We start from the raw sequence: 16926 nt of genomic DNA, 5'->3' as shown, positions 1-16926 counted from the left end.
CAACACGATAGGCGGCGCACCTCAGCGGCGCATCTGCGTGGCGGACGTTTCCTACGCCGAATCGGACAACGTGGCGTACGCGCTGGGCGGCACACCGATAAAGCGCCTGAACAGGGCCGAGAACGCCCCCACGGTCTCATAGCCCAGCTCGGCCGAAACTGCCGTGACCGGCATGCCAGCGGCCAGCAGGGGCAGTGCCGCACAGATGCGGGCCTGCTGCCGCCAATGCACAAAGGACAACCCGGTCTGCGCGATGAACAGGCGCGACAGCGTGCGGCTCGACGCGCCCGCCTCGGCGGCCCAATCTTCCAGCGTGCGCGGGTCTGATGGGTTGGCAAGGATGGCGTCACAGATGCGGGTCAGGCGACGGTCCGACCCCGATGGCAGCGGTAGGGGCGGGTCTGGCGACCACTCGATTTCTGCCAGCATCAGCTCGGTCATCAGCGCCTCGCGGCGCGCCGGCGTATGCCCGACAGGCAACGCCGCCACGCGCACGAGCAACTCGCGCAGCAGTGGCGACACATTGACCATGCGCGGCACCGGCGGTGCGCCCTGCCCGCAAGCCTCGGGGCTGACGTACGCCGTGCGCATCTCGACGTCGCCACAGGCGCGCATGGCGTGCGGTATGCCCTGCGGAACCCAGAGCGCTTTCTGGGGCGGAATGCGCCAGAGCGCGTGGTTGGCCGTGACTTCCACCACACCGCTCGTCGCGAAGATCAACTGCGCGCGTGCGTGCGCGTGTGCCGCCACCACGAAACCGTTGGGGAACCGCTTGGGCATCACTGCCGCCAGGCCCGGCGTGCTCTGGTAGTCCAGCGGGTTCAAGCTCTTGGTATCCAGCACCGGGCCGTGCAGTTGGCGGGGCCGGTGCACGCTGTCATCAGGTTTTAGCGGAGGCGGCATGTACTTGGTGATTGTTGCCGCACGCGTGCAGGAACCCCTGGATCAACGCGAGCAGGCTGTCTTCGAAGGCCGCGCTGGCGAGCCATTGTTCGTTGTGCGATAGCGCGCTGCCGATGGCACCCATCACCGAGCGTGTGAGCACGAAGGCCTCGATAGGCGAGAGCGTCACGCGCCTCCCGTCGGTGTCTCGCAGCGGAGCCGAAGTCAGAAATGTTGAAACGTGTCCAGGCGTGATCAGCGGGTTGTGTCCGCGCGCGATGGCCTGTTCCAGCACGATGCGGCGTACCTGGTGCCGCCCGCCGAATCCGCTGAGCAAGGTGCGGATGATTTGCCGCAGACGTGCCTCCGGCGACTGGGCATCCGGTGCCGTCAGGACCGCCAGCAATTCGGTCGTCAGGTAGTCACTTTCGCGCTGGGCCAACTCGTCCACCACCTGCTGCTTGTTGCTGAAGTATTGGTAGAGCGTGCCAATGCTGATGCCGGCCACCTCGGCAATGCGGTTGGTCGTGAGCGCCTCCAACCCTTCCTTGTCGAGGATCTCGATTGTCGCTTCCAAGATGAGTTCGACCTTCTCGCGCGAGCGCACCTGGCACGGCTGGCGTCGCACAAGTGATTGATCCATCTTGGTTTTTGTCTTCGGCGGCGCGGCCATGGAACGCGAGTGGCAGGATGTGAGCAAGGCTCATATTATGGGCGAGGTATCTACAAAAATACGAGGAGGAGATCGATGTTGCCCAGCCGACGAAGCCCTGCGTTGACCACGCGTTTGCTTGCGTTCACCGCCGCGTGCCTGTGCACGCATGTGGCGGTCGCAGCCGCTCAGGATTGGAGCCCGACCGATGCGGCGCCGTCGCAGCAGGTCACGCTGCATCAGGCGTTCGACTACGCATTTCCGCTGGTTGCGATGGGGCGCCTGCGTGCCGGCATGTTGGGCGCAGACGCCAAGCCCGGCCGCTCGCAGCTCAACACTTGGCTGCACCAGCACAAGCTGTCCGGCCCGGATGACCGCTGGGTGACCACACCCAACAGTGACACGGCGTATTCCACGCTGTGGTTGGACCTGCGGCAAGGGCCGGTGGCGCTGTCGATTCCGGACATGGCCGGCCGCTACTACTCGCTGGCCTTCCTCGACATGGCGACGAACAATTTCGAGATACTCGGTCGGCGCGCCAACGGCACACGTGGCGGCACCTTCGTCGTGGTCGGACCAGATACAACACAGCCGCTGCCGCCCAATACGCAGGTGATTCGCGCGCCAACCAACGACGTGCTCGTGCTTGCGCGCATTCTCGTCAATGGCGATGCCGACATGCCCGCCGTGATCGCCTTGCAAGACCAGTTCAAGGTGCAGCCGTTGGGTGCCAGCAAGACGCCGCCCCTGTGGCAGGCGCCGCCGCCGGTCGAGCAGAGCCCGCAAGCCTTTGTCGACATGGCCAACCTGATGCTGGCGCGCAACCCCGCGCCGCGCTATGAAGATGCGCTGATCCAGCGTCTGGCGTCGGTCGGCGTTTGCGGCGCGGCTTGCCGGTGGGATGCGTTGTCGCCGGAGATCAAAACGCTGTGGGCGCAGCAGTTGCCGGCCATGCTGGCCTCCCTCAAGGGCGGGCTGTCCGCCGCTGGGCCCAAGAGTGACGGCTGGTCGTATTCAAAGGACAACCTGGGCGATTTCGGCACCGACTATGCGTACCGCGCGCAAGTCGCCCTGGGCGGCCTGCTGGCGCTCAAGACCGTTGAGGCCATGTATCCGATCAGCTTTGTTGACCAACAGAAGCAGCGGCTTTCCGGTGCGCATCGGTATCGCCTGCACTTGCCGAAGGGTGCGCTGCCAGTCAACGCGTTCTGGTCGCTGTCGATGTACGAAGTGGAATCGGACGGCAAGCTGTTCTTCACGTCCAACCCCATCGGACGTTACGCCGTTGGCGACCGCACCGCCGGCCTCAAGACCGGCAGCGATGGCGCAATCGATATCGTGATCCAGCGCGACGCGCCGGCCGATCCGGCCCAACGGGCCAACTGGTTGCCGACCCCGGCCGGTGACTTCGCCCTGGTGCTGCGCGCATATGAGCCCAAGGCCGAGCTGCGTGATGGCCGGGTGCGCGTGCCCGCCATCGAGCGATTGGACTGAGCAAGCAGCGTTTCGCACCGCCGGCTCTGCGCACTCGGTGTGCGTGCCGGTGGGCGTGCATATGCGCTGCCGTCAATGGCGTGGTCGGGCAGTGCCTCTGATGGCGGTCATCATCCTGCCCGTCTCGCAGCCCGCTGCAATGGGGTCTTACACAGCCAGCCGGCTCATGATTGTCCTGGCTGGGCTGCCATGTCGATCATGAGCGTGGCCGCCATGACGATGCTCCTATTGCAGGCATCGACACGCAAACACATTGTGCGCATGTCGACGCCGACCTCTCGAAAGAGGGGGGCGTGCCTCCCTCAATGGCACTCCGTGCTTCAGCGCGCAAACTCAGCACGCTGTTGTCCCAGCAGTATCCCAGCGCTGAATGCGATGCCGGAGGAAATGAATCCTTCCGGAATGGCGGCCTCTTCCCAGCCGGTGGCACGTCCACTGCTGGGTGTGAAGCGATACTCGGAGATCCAGCGCCGGTCACTACGCTGCGTCGTGCGTATTTCAAGCGTTCCGTTTGGCAGGTCAAGCGAACTGATCATAGAGATCCTCGTAGCGGTTACCTCGGCATGCCGGAACGTGCCGGCTCACTGTTTTTGTGCTTTCAGCGTAGTTTGCTGGCGAGGACCTGTCGGCTCGGTACCGTACAGAAGTCAGTCCGTTATGGGTCTCTTCGTTCAAAGCTGTGGCACTGCCACCGCCACCGCCATGCGCGAAGACATTGGCGCATCAGACCACGCGATCCATGCGTCTGCCACCGTACCGACTCCTTTTCGGAGAACGAGGATCTTGGTTCCTGGGGCATTCGTGCGACACATACCGATTGCCGCACGGGTGCCTCTTTTCAACGGAGATCGACGTGGATGCCTATCCGACTTGCTGCTACAAGGGGTTCGATGTCTATCCCCTGATCTACCTGTTTGACCCGCCTCGGGAATGGCATGAGCGCCGTCCAGACCGGGCATATAGCGCCTCCGTGGTGATTTGCCAGGAAGGGGCATCTCCGGATCTGGCGCACTCCCGTATTTTTCATCTGAACGGTGAACCATGGGAGAGCATCGGTACGGCCAAGCGTGCCGCCATGAGGGGCGCTGAAGACATCATCGATGGCTTCGTTCCCGGTCAGTCCATGCCCCTCGCGTAATCGCCCACCCGCTCGTGGGCAGCGGTGGGACTCACTGACACTGCTTTTCACCCATCACTTGTTTTGCCAACGACCACGTGGTTCCGGGGGCTACAGGAGGGTCGTATGGTTCGCATGCGTTACTCGGTTCGCTTGGCTTATGAAGTCTGTGATCCAACTGCGGATTTCATTTTCAATGTTCACGCCGCGAAGACGTCTCGCCAGACGATCGTTGCCGAATCGCTGCATCTGATGCCGGCGATATCAGTCGTGCCACACACCGAGCCGATCTTGCTCAATCGCCGTCTGCGTGTACGGGCGCCTCGTGGCAACTTCATCTTGGCCTATGAGGCGACGGTGGATATGGACCACCTACTGACACCCGCCGAACTGCTGCACGAAGTATCCATTGCGGATTTGCCGCTCCATGTCATCCCATTCCTGACCCCTAGCCGCTACTGCGAGTCGGACCGGCTCATGGAGTTTGCGCAGCAGGAATTCGGCGGCTGCCACCGCGGCTATCCGCTGGTTATCCGGATTCGAGACTGGGTCTATCGCCACGTACGGTTCGTGCCGCAATCGACAAGCGAGCGAACGTCTGCGGTTGGCACACTCGTAGAGCGAAAGGGCGTGTGCCGCGACTATGCGCACCTGATGATTGCGTTGTGCCGCGCGTTGAGCATACCGGCGCGCTTCGCAACCAGTCTCGACTATGGCGCTGATCCATCGCTGGGCTTGCCCGACTTCCACGCCTTCGTGGAGGTTTTTCTTGGAAACCAATGGTATCTGGTCGACCCGTCGCAAGCAGCGGTGCCCATGGGACTCTTGCGAATCGGCACCGGACGCGATGCGGCAGATGTGCCCATTGCCCTGGTGTTTGGCAACGTCAAACTGTCGCGGCCGGTCGTGGAAGTTCAGGCCCTGGCAAGCGTGGATCTGAAAACCAGCATGCCAATCGACACGGCTCAAGGAATCAGTACGTGGTGAGATGCCGAAGTTTCGACCTATCCCTCGTCCTTCATAGAAGGCTCTTCTTGGGGGCCGAGAATCACGTCTACCGCAGCGCGGCCGGCCAATTCGCCAATCAGGTGCGCCCAGCGTCGAGAGAAAGGGCCGCCATGGACCTTGATGCGCTTGCCTATCGCTGCGACGCCAGACGGCTTCATGGGGCCGTCGATGCTGAACCACAGATCGAACATGTCCTTGTGAGTCCCGATCAACTGCAAATGAATTTCGAAGCCACGGTACTCGATTGTGCGTGGCATGCTGCGCCTCCATTTTTCTGCCGCCTCTGCAAGCGTAGTGCATCGAACCGGGAACGATAGCCGCTATTGATGATTGCAATGGCCGTGCGTGTCTTATGCGGCGAGCCAGAGTGGGTTCCTTTTGCCGGCTCCAGAAGACGTTGAGGACTGCGCACATCCTTAGTTGATATGCGATGGCACCAAGGCTGGTACAGAACCTTGGCATATCCCGTGGCGCGCTTGGAGCGGTGTGCCATCCCTGGTCGGCACCGCCTGCTTTAGCGTGCAGGGTCGGTGCATTGGTGCCGCCAGTAGTATCCCCGCGCCGCATGCCTGGCCAACATGCGAAGACAATCCAGCATCAAGCCGCGCGATGAATGCGTCTGCCGCCGTACCGACACCTTTGCTGTGAACGAGGATCTTGGTGCTTGGGGCATTCGCGCGACACATACCGATTGCCGCAAGGGTGACCTGATGGGCTATACACCACGTTCGTGGCCTGTATAGAAAATTCAAGTCTCGCTTCAGCGCTCTCTGCAACAAAACGCTTGGGGTGCGATCGAGACGGAGGTGCACAAAATGCGTAACGATCGAATGGCAGGACTGTGCGGTGCGATGTTGTTGATCGCGACGCTTGCGACTGGGTGTGCCGGGATGTCTCGACGCGGCGCGGATACAGCAATCGGTGCTGGCGTTGGCGGTGTAGCCGGCGCAGTGCTGACAGGCGGGAGTGCCGTGGGGACAGTGGGCGGTGCCGTCGTCGGCGGGGTGGTGGGCAACCAGGTCGGAAGATAGCCTGGGCATGACCATGGAACTATGGAAATGAAACACGGCATTCCCACATCTGCGGGAATGCCGTGTTCCGTATCGCTACGCCGCCGCTACCGCTGTCTTGAGCGGAAGAACCGCGCTCGTTGGCTCTGTGCTACTGGAGACCCCGAATGCAACCGCAACAGGATTCATGCTGTCGACCATCGACGTTGGCATCAGGATCGTAGCGCCACGTTCCTTCGTGGTCTCGTAGATGATGTTCATGGCGCGCAACTGCAGTGCCTGTGGATGCCCTTCGTACATGCCCGCAGCTTCGACAAACTTGGCCGCGATGGCCGCCTCTGCCGAGCCCAGGATGACGCGGGCTTGCTTCTCACGCTCCGCCTGCGCTTGCCTGGACATCGCATCCTGGAGTGCGACGGGGATGGCCACGTCGCGCACCTCCACCGACGATACGGTTACGCCCCATGCTGCGGTCTTCTCGCCGATCTCAGCGCGCAACTGCTCATCTGCCGCCTTACGATCGGACAGCAGCGCCGACAGCATCGAGGCACCGATCATTTCACGCAACGAAGTCTGCGCGACGCGGTCGATCGCCTGGCGATAGTCGGTAATGGCCAATGCGGCTTTCTGCGCGTCGTGGACGTGCCAGAAGATGATCGCGTCAACGTTGACGGGCACGGTGTCTTTGGTCAATGCCTGCTCCGCATTGAATCCGGTGGTCTGGATGCGTTCGTCAATGACCGCCGTCACGCTGTCGACAATCGGCAGGATCATGAACAGCCCGGGCCCCTTGACGCTTTGCAGCTTGCCCGCCCGCAGGATGACGAACTTCTGCCATGCATTGGCCATCTTGAGCGTTGCCGCGAGCAGGATGGCGGCGATGGCAAACAGCGGCGCCAATAGAACGGAGACGAACATACCCGTGACAGCACCCAGGAACAGGAGCAGGACAACGAGGAATGCGGTGATGGGATTCATAGGGGACCTCGCAAGCGAGTGAAGCTGCAACCGATGGCCCAAAGATCACGCACTTTGGGGCCGGGGATTCGAGATACCGGAGCCCCCTGACTATCCGAAGACGCGTGACCGGATATCGTCCTCAAAATCAATGACCCATTCCGGGCCCAGCGCCCCGTTGTATTCACGGACAGTCTTGCCCATCCGTACGGTGACGCTGCGGTCGAGCGCCTCGGCTGGTGCAGTGCTCGAAAAATGCTCAACAGAGGACACGTCGAAGCCATCGGGCGCCAGGCCGTTCCGCAAACAGACGTCACGAAACGCGTCGCGCTCCAGCTCCGGGAATTGGCGGATGGATTGATCGAGCATCACGTTCTCCTCATTCTCGCGATATGCCGTCGCCTGTGTCGCCGGCTCCTTGGCGCGTATCGAAGCACAAACTTCAGAGTCGCCCCATGAGCAACAGCACGAGAACGATGAGCAGACCCAAGCCGATCGCACCGCTGGGCGCGTAGCCCCAACCATTGCTGTAGGACCACCTTGGGAACGCCCCAACCAGCAAAACGGCCAAGACGATTAGCAGTAGGATTCCGAGAGACATGATGTCCTCCTCGTTGAGTAGATTCCCCCCACCCGTGTGCCCAACGCTGGGCGAAAAGCGCTCCACGGTTGTTTCATCATGAGGTTGGCGCGCGCCGCTTCTTCAGGGCTCGTCGAGGGGCTGGGCGCGCCTCATCTTTTTGAAGGATAGATGGGAACGGGTTTGAGAACGGTCCGGTAGCGTACGCGCTGGCGGATAAGATTGCGCACCTTGTGCCATCGAGAAACATCGATCGACCGGTCGCCAGCCGGTGCATTGAATACCGGCTCTCCTAGTGGTGCTCATGATCTCGGGAATCCTCGCGGTCACCCCCGTATCCGCCATGTTGGCCATTTTCATAGCCGCCCTGGCGAGCGTCGTGGTAGCCGCCATCAGGAACCCACAGACAACCGGCCAACGCGGCGATCCATATCCCCATGACCGTATAGATAACTGCGCGCATGATGTCCTCCTGACAACGTGGTCCTATAACGAGGCGGTGGCACAAGCTGCATAGGCGGCCGGTGGCATCACTCCTGCGCTACAGCGATTTGAGTTTCGAGATCTTCGTGCCCTCGAGCGTCACGCCTGCCATCAGCCCGCTGTTGGTGAGCACGAAGGCCTGGACGGGCCCGGTTGCTGTGGAGCTATCAATGTTGCCGTTTGCACCCACCTTCAGCACGGCAACTGACGCATCACCGCCCACGGACCAACCCTCGCTGCTGCGAAATCGGTCAAGCGAATCCTGTGTCATGAAGAGGAAGATGATGGCTTTCGATTGCGCGCCGATCTGCCATCCAATCGAAGCCGTTGTTGTGCTGTAGTAGCCGGTCGTGCTGCCGCCGGCACGCAGCGATCCTTCACCGTACTGGCCACCGATGCCAAAACCAGCGGCAATGACTGATGGGAACACCAGTACGCCCCGGGCTTTGCCAACCAGTTCACGTGAGCCATTGGCAGCGGTGTAAAGACGAGCAAGCGTTGAGTCGACGGCCGTATCGATGGTGTGTCGCTTGTCGGGTTGGTGTGCGGCTGCTTCCGACGTTCCTGTCGTCGTGCAGCCGGGAGTCATGAGACCGATTGCCGTAGCGACGGCCATCGTTGTCACTGCTGCCAAACGTTCTTTTCGCATCTCTGCCTCCACCGTGTCTCAGGTTATGTTCAGCGTATGCCACGGCGGAGGTGGTGACGGTACGACAGCGTACCGAGAGGCACGACGCGAGCAGAATTTGTGAGGGCGCGTAGTGCGTGATACGCAGCGGTTTTGCTCCAACGCGGCAGGCGATGCGGTGCAACGGAGCAGGTGATCACGGCAACATGCTGCCATCGTCCGCTTCCGTACAGACGGCACTGCGACGCAGGAGAAGAATGATGATTCGTTGGACGGGGGCTTTATTTGCGCCGGTCACGTGGGAGTTCGGGGCGCAACCCCGCCACACGGTGCACGGTTAAGACACGGCGTACCCGGCGACCAACGCGGGTGTTGAATTTGCAAGGAGCATTGCCATGAACAAGGATCAAGTGAAGGGCCGCCTTGAAGATGCGAAGGGAAAGGTGACGGAAGCCGTCGGCAAGGTCACCGGAAAAGACGCGACCGCAGCGAAGGGAAAGGTCGAGCAGATTGCAGGAAAAGCGAGAGCCGCATACGGCGACGCACAGGAAGCTCTCAAGAAGCAACATAAGCCCTGAGCGGGCAGTGCGGTCGATACCGATACGCCGATCACCCCTGAAGGTGACGGACAGACGGACCGGCGATCAGAGCGCCTGAAGGTCTGGAAGCAGACGGTCAAACTCCCGCTTGACCACGGCGTAGCATTCACAGACGCGGCCTTCGAGGCCTGGCCGGTCCAGCACTTCGATATTGCCGTGGCTATAGCGGATCAATCCAGCGGTCTGCAGCTTCAGCGCCGCCTCGGTGACACCGGATCTGCGCACACCCAGCATGTTGGCGATCAGTTCCTGCGTCATGCGCAGCTCGTTGGACGGCAGGCGGTCCAGGCTCAGCAGCAGCCAACGGCACAACTGCTGATCGATCGAGTGGTGGCGATTGCAGACGGCCGTTTGCGCCATTTGCGTAATGAGTGCCTGGGTGTAGCGCAACAACAGGCGCTGCATGGCGTCAGCGCGGCCAAACTCCTGTTTGAGAAGGCGGGAGCTCAGGCGGTATGCCGTTCCCGCGCTTTGGACCACGGCGCGGCTGGGCGTGGTTTCGCCGCCCATGAAGATGGCAATGCCGACCAGCCCCTCGTTCCCGACAATCGCGATCTCTCCTGACGAGCCGTTCTCCATCACATAGAGCAGGGACACGATGGCCGTGATGGGAAAGTAGACGTACTCGGGTCGGTCGCCCGACTCGTAGACAACGTGCCCCAGCGGCATGTCGACCAGGACAAGCTCTGAGGCGATTCTCGACCACTCATCAGGAGGAAGTACTGACAGCAGATGGTTCAGCTTCGGATTCGGTTGCGCCACCATGGCAGCCTCCTTTCGATTCGCCGTGGGTTCGTATCCCAGCCATCAATGACTGTCGGGTGACAGAGGTGACGGCTGCCGTGGGTCAGCGCACCTCGTTGCCTAGGCTGTGCGCAGCCCACGCTCGTGACAACACAATTTTAAGTGCGGCGATCACGGGCACGGACAAAAAAATGCCAGCCACCCCACCGAGCTGTTCCCCTGCAAGCAGCCCCACAATGACGAGGAGTGGACTGACCTTCACTCCTTCGCTCATCAGATACGGGTTCAGCACGTAATCTTGGAAGAGGCGGTACGCGACGATGAATCCAATCAGCCAGAGCAAGTGCGGATACCCGCTGAAGCCGGCAACCGTGATGGTTGCCACCACCGCAGCCAACGGCCCAGCGAATGGAATGAACTCCAGCACCGCGGCCGTGGTTGCCAGCAACAGCGCATAGGGCACACCCAGAGCGTAGAACGCGATGCTGTAGAAAATCAGTGTGGACAGCGACAACAGCAAAAGTGCCCGGACATAGCGGGACAGGAGCGTGTCCAGATCCTCAATGATGCCCGCCCACATGCGCTTGTCGGAAGACCGTATCCACGAGAGCAGCGCGGCATGAATCGACGGTGCTTCGTTGATCATCAGAAAGCTCATGATTGGGATGAGCACGAGATAGACGAGATTGCTTGCCGCGTGCATCACACCCAATCCAACGTTGCGAACCAGCGGCATGGCCTGGTCTGAGCTTGTCGATAGTTGCTCACGTATGAACTCCAGGATGCGCGCGCGCAATGGCTCCAGAAAGCTCGGCAGCGAAAGACGATCCGCCATGGTGGCGGTATCAAGCAACTTTGGGAGTTGATCGGCGAGCCTGCCCGCTTCTTCCTGAACCGTTACACCAAACACCGAGCCTGCGACAATCGCCACGACGATCACCAGAATGAAGACGATGCCGATCGATACGCCACGTGGAACCTTGCGCGGCATGCGCCGTTCGAGTTGCTCGACGAGCGGGTACAGCAAGTAGCTGAAGAACACCGCGAATATCGTGACCAACAGCACGGACGCAATCTTGTAGACGATCAATACGGCCAGCGCGAATAGGAAAACTGTCCAGGCAATTTTGCCGGCGCGTGGATCAAATCCGAGCATGACGATTCCTCCCTGTCGGGGCTGTAGAAAAGCGAGCCCTGATCGTTAGATTTTGCTCACGTGCGTCGCGATGCTTGCACTGATCTTGCTGATCGCCGCGTGAACCTTCGTTAGCGTGTCAAAGAACTCGCTGAAATGCGCGGCGTCCATACGATGATGCGTTGCGATTGCATTGGCCAGTTGTTCTCTAAGCTGACGGATGTTGGCAAGCAATGCGATGACATCGCGCACCAGTTCGGGGGTACTGAGGTTGTGCAGCTGAATTGCGGCAATCGCTGCTTCAATCTCATCAACTGCGCGAATATCGAATGACTTTTCTCCTGTGGCAATTGCACTTACGGCTTGCTTATCCGGCAGTTCGCCGATAACGCGCCGCACCAGCTCCTCTGCCGCCAAGGCAATTTCGCTGACCGCTTTCGCCAGCGTGCGCCTCTCCATTCGCCGTTCCGTGCGCTGTAGGAGCCATCCAGCAAGCCATGTTCCCGCAATCGCGACAATGATGGCGACCGCCTGTACCCACGCCGCTAACGCAGGGTGCTGTTCGATCCAATCCAGAAGGTTGCCCATGAGAAGCGTTGTCGGTTCCTGACCCCACGGCAAACGGTCGCGTTTTCACTTGAGGCCCGCGGCCAGCATCGCAACGGCATGCGAGATCCATTCTGGCGGTTGAATCTGTCGGCTTCGAGAACTTTCCTGAAATGTTGGGCCCAACCGGCATCATCGCCGAGTGGATGGTCTGTTGCCATGTGGGGCGATAGTCGGGTTGCCGTCACATCTGTTGGCCGCTGCAGTGGAGGTGGGCACGGCGGCCGGCGCATGCTGGCCGCGGCGGCGAGTCAGCCGACCACCAGCGAAGTTGATTTCAGAAAATTGCGATGATGACCGCAACGATTCGCGGCCTCGTGCTCCGCCTCAAGGAGGAAGGAGGTACGGGACTACGGCGACAGTGGCCCCGTCACCCTTCAACGCAACAGCGGCATGGTGATGAACTGCTGAGGCTCGGTTGGTCTACGTAAGCCGTGCTCTGTAACACGATTACGAATCGTGGCTGCCTGCTATTGGGCTTGCAGAAAGGCAGCCACCGCTTTCGCCTGTTCGTCCGTCAACGTGTGCGCCACGGCACTCATCACCGGGGCGTTGGCGCGCGTGCCATTCTTGAAGACGCCGATCTGCCGCAAGAGATAAGCCTCATGCTGTCCCGCCAAGCGGGGGAACGTGTCGATGCCCTCCGCATGGGCGCCATGGCACGACGCGCATGCCGGTACCCCTTCGGCTTGCAGACCATGCTCAAAGATCTCTTTCCCTCGTGCCACTAGGGCCGGGTCGCCGGCCGGGCCAGGCGGGGCGGTTTGGCGCGCGTAGTACTCCGCCAGCGAGGTGATGGTCGCATCGTCCAATTGCGAAGCGATTCCCCACATGAACGCCTGCGCGTCGGTTTCGCCGCGCCCCTTGTCGCGGAAGCCCTTCAACTGCGCTTCCAGGTAGTGCGGTACCTGTGCGTCCAGGCGTGGAAACATCGGCGACTCGCTCTTGCCGTGCGCGCCATGACAGGACGAACACAGTTGCGCCGCCAGCTTTTCGCCGTCTGCTGCGCCAGCCGTCGCGGACCAGCCAACTGCCGCGAAGGTGACCAGGCCCGCAAGCCAAGTCCACCAGGGTTTTCGGTGTCTCTTCATCTCGCGCCTCCCCTCACTTGGTCGTGCCCGTGTGGCGGCTAGAACATGAACCAGCCAAGCAGATAGATCGTGTTGTTGTCGATCGCATTTCTGCCATTGCCGTCGTAGTTGGTGTGGGCACCGTTGAACTTGAGGTACCACGTGTACTGCAATGCCAGCTTGATCTGCGGATGCGGTAGGTAGTTGAGTTCAAAGATCACGCCTTGCGTATCGGGGCGGCCGTTGGCACTGCCTGTTACGGGCGCGGGGGCGTAGAGGCCGGGGTCTGCATTGCCTGTGGTTGAGAAGTAGGCCAGGGTGGCGCCGTACTCGCGCTGGTAGTAATACGACGCCTTGGCCTTGAACGTGTTCAGATGATCAGTCGGGTTGGCGGGCGTCGGGCCTGCGCCGATGCCGCCGCTTGGGAAGCTGGCGCGCCAGTCTTGATGTTCGTAGATCCAAGCCACCTGCGCGGTGAACGCGTGTGTCATGGTCAGGTATTGATACTGAGCGTCGAGTGCGTAGTCCTGAAAGCGGTCGGTCGGCGTGCCTGGCATCGTGTTGTCCGGATACCGTTTGGCCAGCAGTCCGAAGGTGCCGAACATGATCGAATGCGACCCCCACTCCTGGTTGTAGGCAACGCGCCAATACGGATTGGCGCCGCTCAGTCTGGCCACGCCGCCTGGGGTGGCCGTGTCTTGCCCAGCGCGGAAGATCGAGAACGCCTGGTCGGCAGTGCGGTAGGCACCGAATTCTGCATAGACATGGCGTTGCCAGAACGCATACGCGCTCGCGCCCACAACCTGCTGGGCCAGGCCGCCATCGACCAGCGTACCGGCCAGCGGTGGCACGCCAATGTTGGGCGCCGCATACGGATACCCAAACGCCGGGCTGCTGTTCCAGACATCGGAGACGGTCGGGTTGTTGTTGACCGTGATGCCGTAGATGAAATCGACGTCCTCGCGCGTCAGGTGCCACGCGGCGCGGATGTCAGTGTTGTCTAGCGCGCTGTGGTGGGCGATGCCGTCGTACGTCCACTGCGCGAAGGCGCCGACCGGACCGGCGATGCGCCCGGCATAGAAGAGGCTAGCCTGCTGTGGGACAGTGTCTCCGTTGCGGACGAAATCGAAGTTGTCCTGATCAATCGTTCGCGTGTTGGTGCGCGAGATCTGCACCATGCCCGAGACCGGGATCGTGCTGTAGTTGGACAACGTGTAGCCGGTCATCTTGAAGAAACGGCCAAACGGAGTGAGTTCGGGAAAGCTGACGTGGCAGGCCATACAGGCCATACCGGTTTGTCGTGCGAAGGCGGGTACCGCGCTTGCTCCGTCTGACCACGCTATGAGGCCGGCAAGCAGCAACCAGACAAGCGCATTGAGCGCCGCAATGGGTCGTTGCATGGTGCTCCTCCGCTTTTTTTGGTTTTCACCTGCACGCTCAAACATGGAAGGCGTTTGAGTTGATGTTGTCAATCTGATGACGAAGCTGGCTGATATGGATCAAGGCGGGTGAAGCCAGATCGAGCGGCAGCGTTTTTGCAGATTGTTTCGGCTACCGTGTCTCACGTGGTGAGTTGCACGTTTGCGTCGGCGTCAAATTGCGCCAAGGTAGGAGCCCGTCGGTTTCGATGACGGTCACTGCCGGCCACATGGGCGTTGCCTGACATCGCACCTGCGCGCTTTGCGCGTCAGTTTGTCAACCGCTAACCACGCCGGACTCTCCAGCCTGACCCTCTCCAATTCTGGAGAAGATGCCAGGCGGATGTCGACAGAGCGAAGGCAAGTGCAATACGGTCCGCTCTCGGCTCGTCACCAGCGAAGTTGATTGCAATGGATTGCGGCTGTGATCCCAGTCGCGCCCCGTGCAAGGTAGGGAGCCGGTGGCACAGCCCAGGTTCCCCCGCTCAACGCGACGATCGCCAGCACCAGCGCGAACAGCGTCGCACTTGATGCGAGCCCCACGGCGTCGGTTAGATACCCGGTCGCCACTGTTAGCAGACCCGCAGGTGGATCGAAGCGCGCTCCCAAATCCGGCAAGCGGGCGTAGCTTCCCCGCGTTCGCTACTGTTGTGAGCGTTCTGGCCACCGCGGTATGTACGGGCCCAAAAAGCGGTGTCCCCTGGGGGGACTCCCAACTTGGGCGGCGCGGAATGCATCCGGTCTGGGCGTTGCCGGTAGAACAGCCGCAGGCAAGGGGCCAGGCGAATCCGGGTTGCGGAGTCGCTTCGACAGCATGCAGCCGACTTCGCTATGTCGGCAGCGAAGGTCATATTGTCGGTGTAGCGAAGAAAACTAGAAAAAAGGGCGTGTTCGCCCAAAGAAATAGCGAAGTTTGTTAGAAAAAATAGCGAAGATAGCTAGAGCAGTGAGGAGCGAACGTGACGAACCGTCGTGCTTTCCCTTCTATGCAAATCTTTGGGCTGGCTGCCCCTGATGTGGGTTCGTGGCGGCGGTCAATATTGCGCTGGCAATTTCCGCTACCGCCTTCTCCATTGAGCAGCTTTGGTACTTCGACGCAAAGCATTGGGCGTGCACTCGGAGTGATTCAGTAGATAGCGCCCTCCCAACAATTGCGTGGGCGCTTTCAGCGGTGCGTGGTGGTGCCCAGTGCACGCCGGCCCCGAATGCCTCAACGCGTCGAGCAAGCAGGGCTTGTTCAACAAACTGTGGGGTCATGAGTAACGGGACGCCAGCCAGCAATGCATCTGACACGGTGCCGGCACCCGAAGCGATCACCAAGTCCGCTGTGGGCAAGAGGACCTGCAACGAAACAGGGTGATTCAGGATCGTAAAACCCTGTCCCCGGAAAGCGTCTGCGGTTGCTGGTGAGACACCTGGAATGACGCAGAGGGCGTTAGCCGATTGCTCCTTGAGTGCCGCCAGTAAATGCTCAAGCCCCGGCGTCGAGGGGCGCAAATAGGCAAAGATGCGCTTGCCCTCTGCCGCAGGCCAAACAACCGAGGGCGCTTTTGGCATTGCAGCGACCGGGCCGATATAACGTTCCTCCACGCGAGCGCCATAGTGATCAAGCTCTGCGAACGTTGTCATCAGGCGTTTCGTGCCAGCGAACAAGTCGTGGGCACGAGTAAGAGGCGACTTGCCATATTGACGCAAGATGCCATTCATCAAGCTGACAACGGTTTGGTCTGCTGCCGCGAGCCTACCTTCTGGAATCTGCTCCCACGGCACGATGGACGGCAGCACATCACTAGCAGGAGGCAACTCAAAACCCGTGCAGGTCAGTACGGTGGGTATGCCCACCGCTTTGGCGGCGAGCAGTGCCGTTGGTGCGTGGTTGATGACAACCGTGTCGGGCTTGAATAGTCCGAAGATGGTGAGCCACCCATTCACCAGACCAGCTAGGAGCGAGGTACTGCTGTATCCAGAGGTAATCAGTATCTCGGCATAGCTCACCGGAGCCAGGATAGACAGGGCCGACCGGGGTACCAGTGGCGCTTGAACAAAGCGGAAGCCTTCGCTGGCCAGGACCTGTTGTGCGGTGCCTACGTCTTTCACGCACAACATTACCTCGTGTCCCATCTGCCTCAAAGCGATCGCAATCGGAAGGTCGCGGGTAACGTGACCGAAGTTGTCTCCCAACTCCCAGGCAAACAAGACGCGGCTCATGCTCTAGATATGAAAATATATAACATCAGATTTTAATTTTGTGGAAATTAAGACCGCCCCACCAAATGGGTGGGTGTCATTTCTATAAGCGTCTGCTAAGGTCCCGTGAGTCAATAAAAATTCACAGTATGTGGGGCGGGAGGGATGGGCGACGGCAATCGAACCGCAGCGTACTTCAGCGTGCCATGCCAGTCTAGGTTCGGAGTTAAGAGCGGTAAGCGATCTGTGGCCCCATCAATTGCGATCACTGTTCGATGCGCGAGCGCTTCATTCGCTGGCGAAATCTTCCCACACAACTCACGTTGTGGTTGAAGCCGGGTTCTATGCATTCCTGC

19 protein-coding genes are annotated in these 16926 nt (G+C 60.6%); 5 read left to right on the top strand and 14 right to left on the bottom strand.

The annotated features are described in order from the left end of the window. Nucleotides 1-51: 51 nt before the first annotated feature. Together R2N11_RS14975 and R2N11_RS14970 are read right to left on the bottom strand one after the other, a co-directional pair. Nucleotides 52-873 (bottom strand): AraC family transcriptional regulator, encoded by an 822-nt coding sequence (locus R2N11_RS14975; RefSeq protein WP_316681571.1) that lies wholly within the window; start codon nt 871-873, stop codon nt 52-54. Between the two features lie 7 nt (nt 874-880). After that, entirely contained in the window at nt 881-1525 is a 645-nt protein-coding gene (locus tag R2N11_RS14970; RefSeq protein WP_199031231.1) for a TetR/AcrR family transcriptional regulator, read from the bottom strand. Nucleotides 1526-1630: 105 nt separating this feature from the next. Here R2N11_RS14970 and R2N11_RS14965 point away from each other — a divergent pair, with 105 nt between their 5' ends. Further along, nucleotides 1631-3028, top strand: coding sequence for a DUF1254 domain-containing protein (locus R2N11_RS14965; RefSeq protein ID WP_199031230.1), 1398 nt, complete (start codon nt 1631-1633; stop codon nt 3026-3028). A 320-nt stretch (nt 3029-3348) separates the two neighbouring features. Here R2N11_RS14965 and R2N11_RS14960 read toward each other — a convergent pair whose 3' ends face one another. Beyond that, complete coding sequence (locus tag R2N11_RS14960; protein WP_199031229.1) at nt 3349-3564, bottom strand: hypothetical protein; 216 nt, start codon at nt 3562-3564, stop codon at nt 3349-3351. Between the two features lie 317 nt (nt 3565-3881). On the opposite strand from R2N11_RS14960, the gene R2N11_RS14955 reads away from it, so the two are divergent. Both R2N11_RS14955 and R2N11_RS14950 read left to right on the top strand, forming a co-directional pair. After that, a complete protein-coding gene (locus tag R2N11_RS14955; RefSeq protein WP_199031228.1) occupies nt 3882-4166 on the top strand; it encodes a hypothetical protein in 285 nt (94 codons plus the stop codon). Nucleotides 4167-4271: 105 nt separating this feature from the next. Further along, nucleotides 4272-5132, top strand: a complete 861-nt coding sequence (locus tag R2N11_RS14950; RefSeq protein WP_199031227.1) for a transglutaminase-like domain-containing protein — start codon at nt 4272-4274, stop codon at nt 5130-5132. Between the two features lie 17 nt (nt 5133-5149). Here R2N11_RS14950 and R2N11_RS14945 read toward each other — a convergent pair whose 3' ends face one another. Further along, the gene (locus R2N11_RS14945) at nt 5150-5410 is read right to left on the bottom strand and encodes a hypothetical protein (protein ID WP_199031226.1); all 261 of its coding nucleotides are present in this window, start codon (nt 5408-5410) and stop codon (nt 5150-5152) included. A gap of 558 nt (nt 5411-5968) precedes the next feature. Here R2N11_RS14945 and R2N11_RS26405 point away from each other — a divergent pair. Continuing rightward, entirely contained in the window at nt 5969-6184 is a 216-nt protein-coding gene (locus tag R2N11_RS26405; protein ID WP_368735544.1) for a YMGG-like glycine zipper-containing protein, read from the top strand. A gap of 75 nt (nt 6185-6259) precedes the next feature. On the opposite strand, the gene R2N11_RS14940 is transcribed toward R2N11_RS26405, so the two are convergent. The 4 genes from R2N11_RS14940 to R2N11_RS14925 all read right to left on the bottom strand — a co-directional run bounded on the left by R2N11_RS14940 (nt 6260) and on the right by R2N11_RS14925 (nt 8832). Beyond that, the gene (locus R2N11_RS14940) at nt 6260-7141 is read right to left on the bottom strand and encodes a slipin family protein (protein WP_199031224.1); all 882 of its coding nucleotides are present in this window, start codon (nt 7139-7141) and stop codon (nt 6260-6262) included. Between the two features lie 90 nt (nt 7142-7231). Continuing rightward, nucleotides 7232-7489, bottom strand: coding sequence for a hypothetical protein (locus R2N11_RS14935; RefSeq protein WP_199031223.1), 258 nt, complete (start codon nt 7487-7489; stop codon nt 7232-7234). Nucleotides 7490-7562: 73 nt separating this feature from the next. Then, entirely contained in the window at nt 7563-7721 is a 159-nt protein-coding gene (locus R2N11_RS14930) for a DUF3309 family protein (RefSeq protein ID WP_199031222.1), read from the bottom strand. A 520-nt stretch (nt 7722-8241) separates the two neighbouring features. Next, a complete protein-coding gene (locus R2N11_RS14925; protein ID WP_199031221.1) occupies nt 8242-8832 on the bottom strand; it encodes a BPSL1445 family SYLF domain-containing lipoprotein in 591 nt (196 codons plus the stop codon). Nucleotides 8833-9206: 374 nt separating this feature from the next. On the opposite strand from R2N11_RS14925, the gene R2N11_RS14920 reads away from it, so the two are divergent. Continuing rightward, nucleotides 9207-9389: a CsbD family protein gene (locus R2N11_RS14920; RefSeq protein ID WP_199031220.1), complete on the top strand. Its 183-nt coding sequence runs from the start codon at nt 9207-9209 to the stop codon at nt 9387-9389. A 66-nt stretch (nt 9390-9455) separates the two neighbouring features. Here the strand turns inward: R2N11_RS14920 and R2N11_RS14915 are convergent, their stop codons facing one another. The 6 genes from R2N11_RS14915 to R2N11_RS14890 all read right to left on the bottom strand — a co-directional run bounded on the left by R2N11_RS14915 (nt 9456) and on the right by R2N11_RS14890 (nt 16591). After that, nucleotides 9456-10175, bottom strand: a complete 720-nt coding sequence (locus R2N11_RS14915) for a Crp/Fnr family transcriptional regulator (RefSeq protein ID WP_316681570.1) — start codon at nt 10173-10175, stop codon at nt 9456-9458. Nucleotides 10176-10257: 82 nt separating this feature from the next. Continuing rightward, nucleotides 10258-11310, bottom strand: coding sequence for an AI-2E family transporter (locus R2N11_RS14910; protein ID WP_199031218.1), 1053 nt, complete (start codon nt 11308-11310; stop codon nt 10258-10260). Between the two features lie 45 nt (nt 11311-11355). After that, nucleotides 11356-11877 (bottom strand): hypothetical protein, encoded by a 522-nt coding sequence (locus tag R2N11_RS14905; protein WP_199031217.1) that lies wholly within the window; start codon nt 11875-11877, stop codon nt 11356-11358. A gap of 488 nt (nt 11878-12365) precedes the next feature. Then, the gene (locus R2N11_RS14900) at nt 12366-12986 is read right to left on the bottom strand and encodes a c-type cytochrome (RefSeq protein WP_199031216.1); all 621 of its coding nucleotides are present in this window, start codon (nt 12984-12986) and stop codon (nt 12366-12368) included. A 38-nt stretch (nt 12987-13024) separates the two neighbouring features. After that, complete coding sequence (locus tag R2N11_RS14895) at nt 13025-14365, bottom strand: cytochrome C (RefSeq protein ID WP_316681569.1); 1341 nt, start codon at nt 14363-14365, stop codon at nt 13025-13027. A 1002-nt stretch (nt 14366-15367) separates the two neighbouring features. After that, nucleotides 15368-16591 carry a glycosyltransferase gene (locus R2N11_RS14890; protein WP_316681568.1) on the bottom strand — a complete coding sequence of 408 codons (1224 nt, stop codon included), beginning with the start codon at nt 16589-16591 and terminating at the stop codon, nt 15368-15370. Between the last annotated feature and the right edge of the window lie 335 nt (nt 16592-16926).

This window comes from Ralstonia flaminis (assembly GCF_958415495.1).
Taxonomy (GTDB): Bacteria; Pseudomonadota; Gammaproteobacteria; order Burkholderiales; family Burkholderiaceae; genus Ralstonia; species Ralstonia flaminis.
The sequence above is the reverse complement of the archived record's forward strand: the minus strand, read 5'-3'. Positions and strand labels throughout refer to the sequence as shown.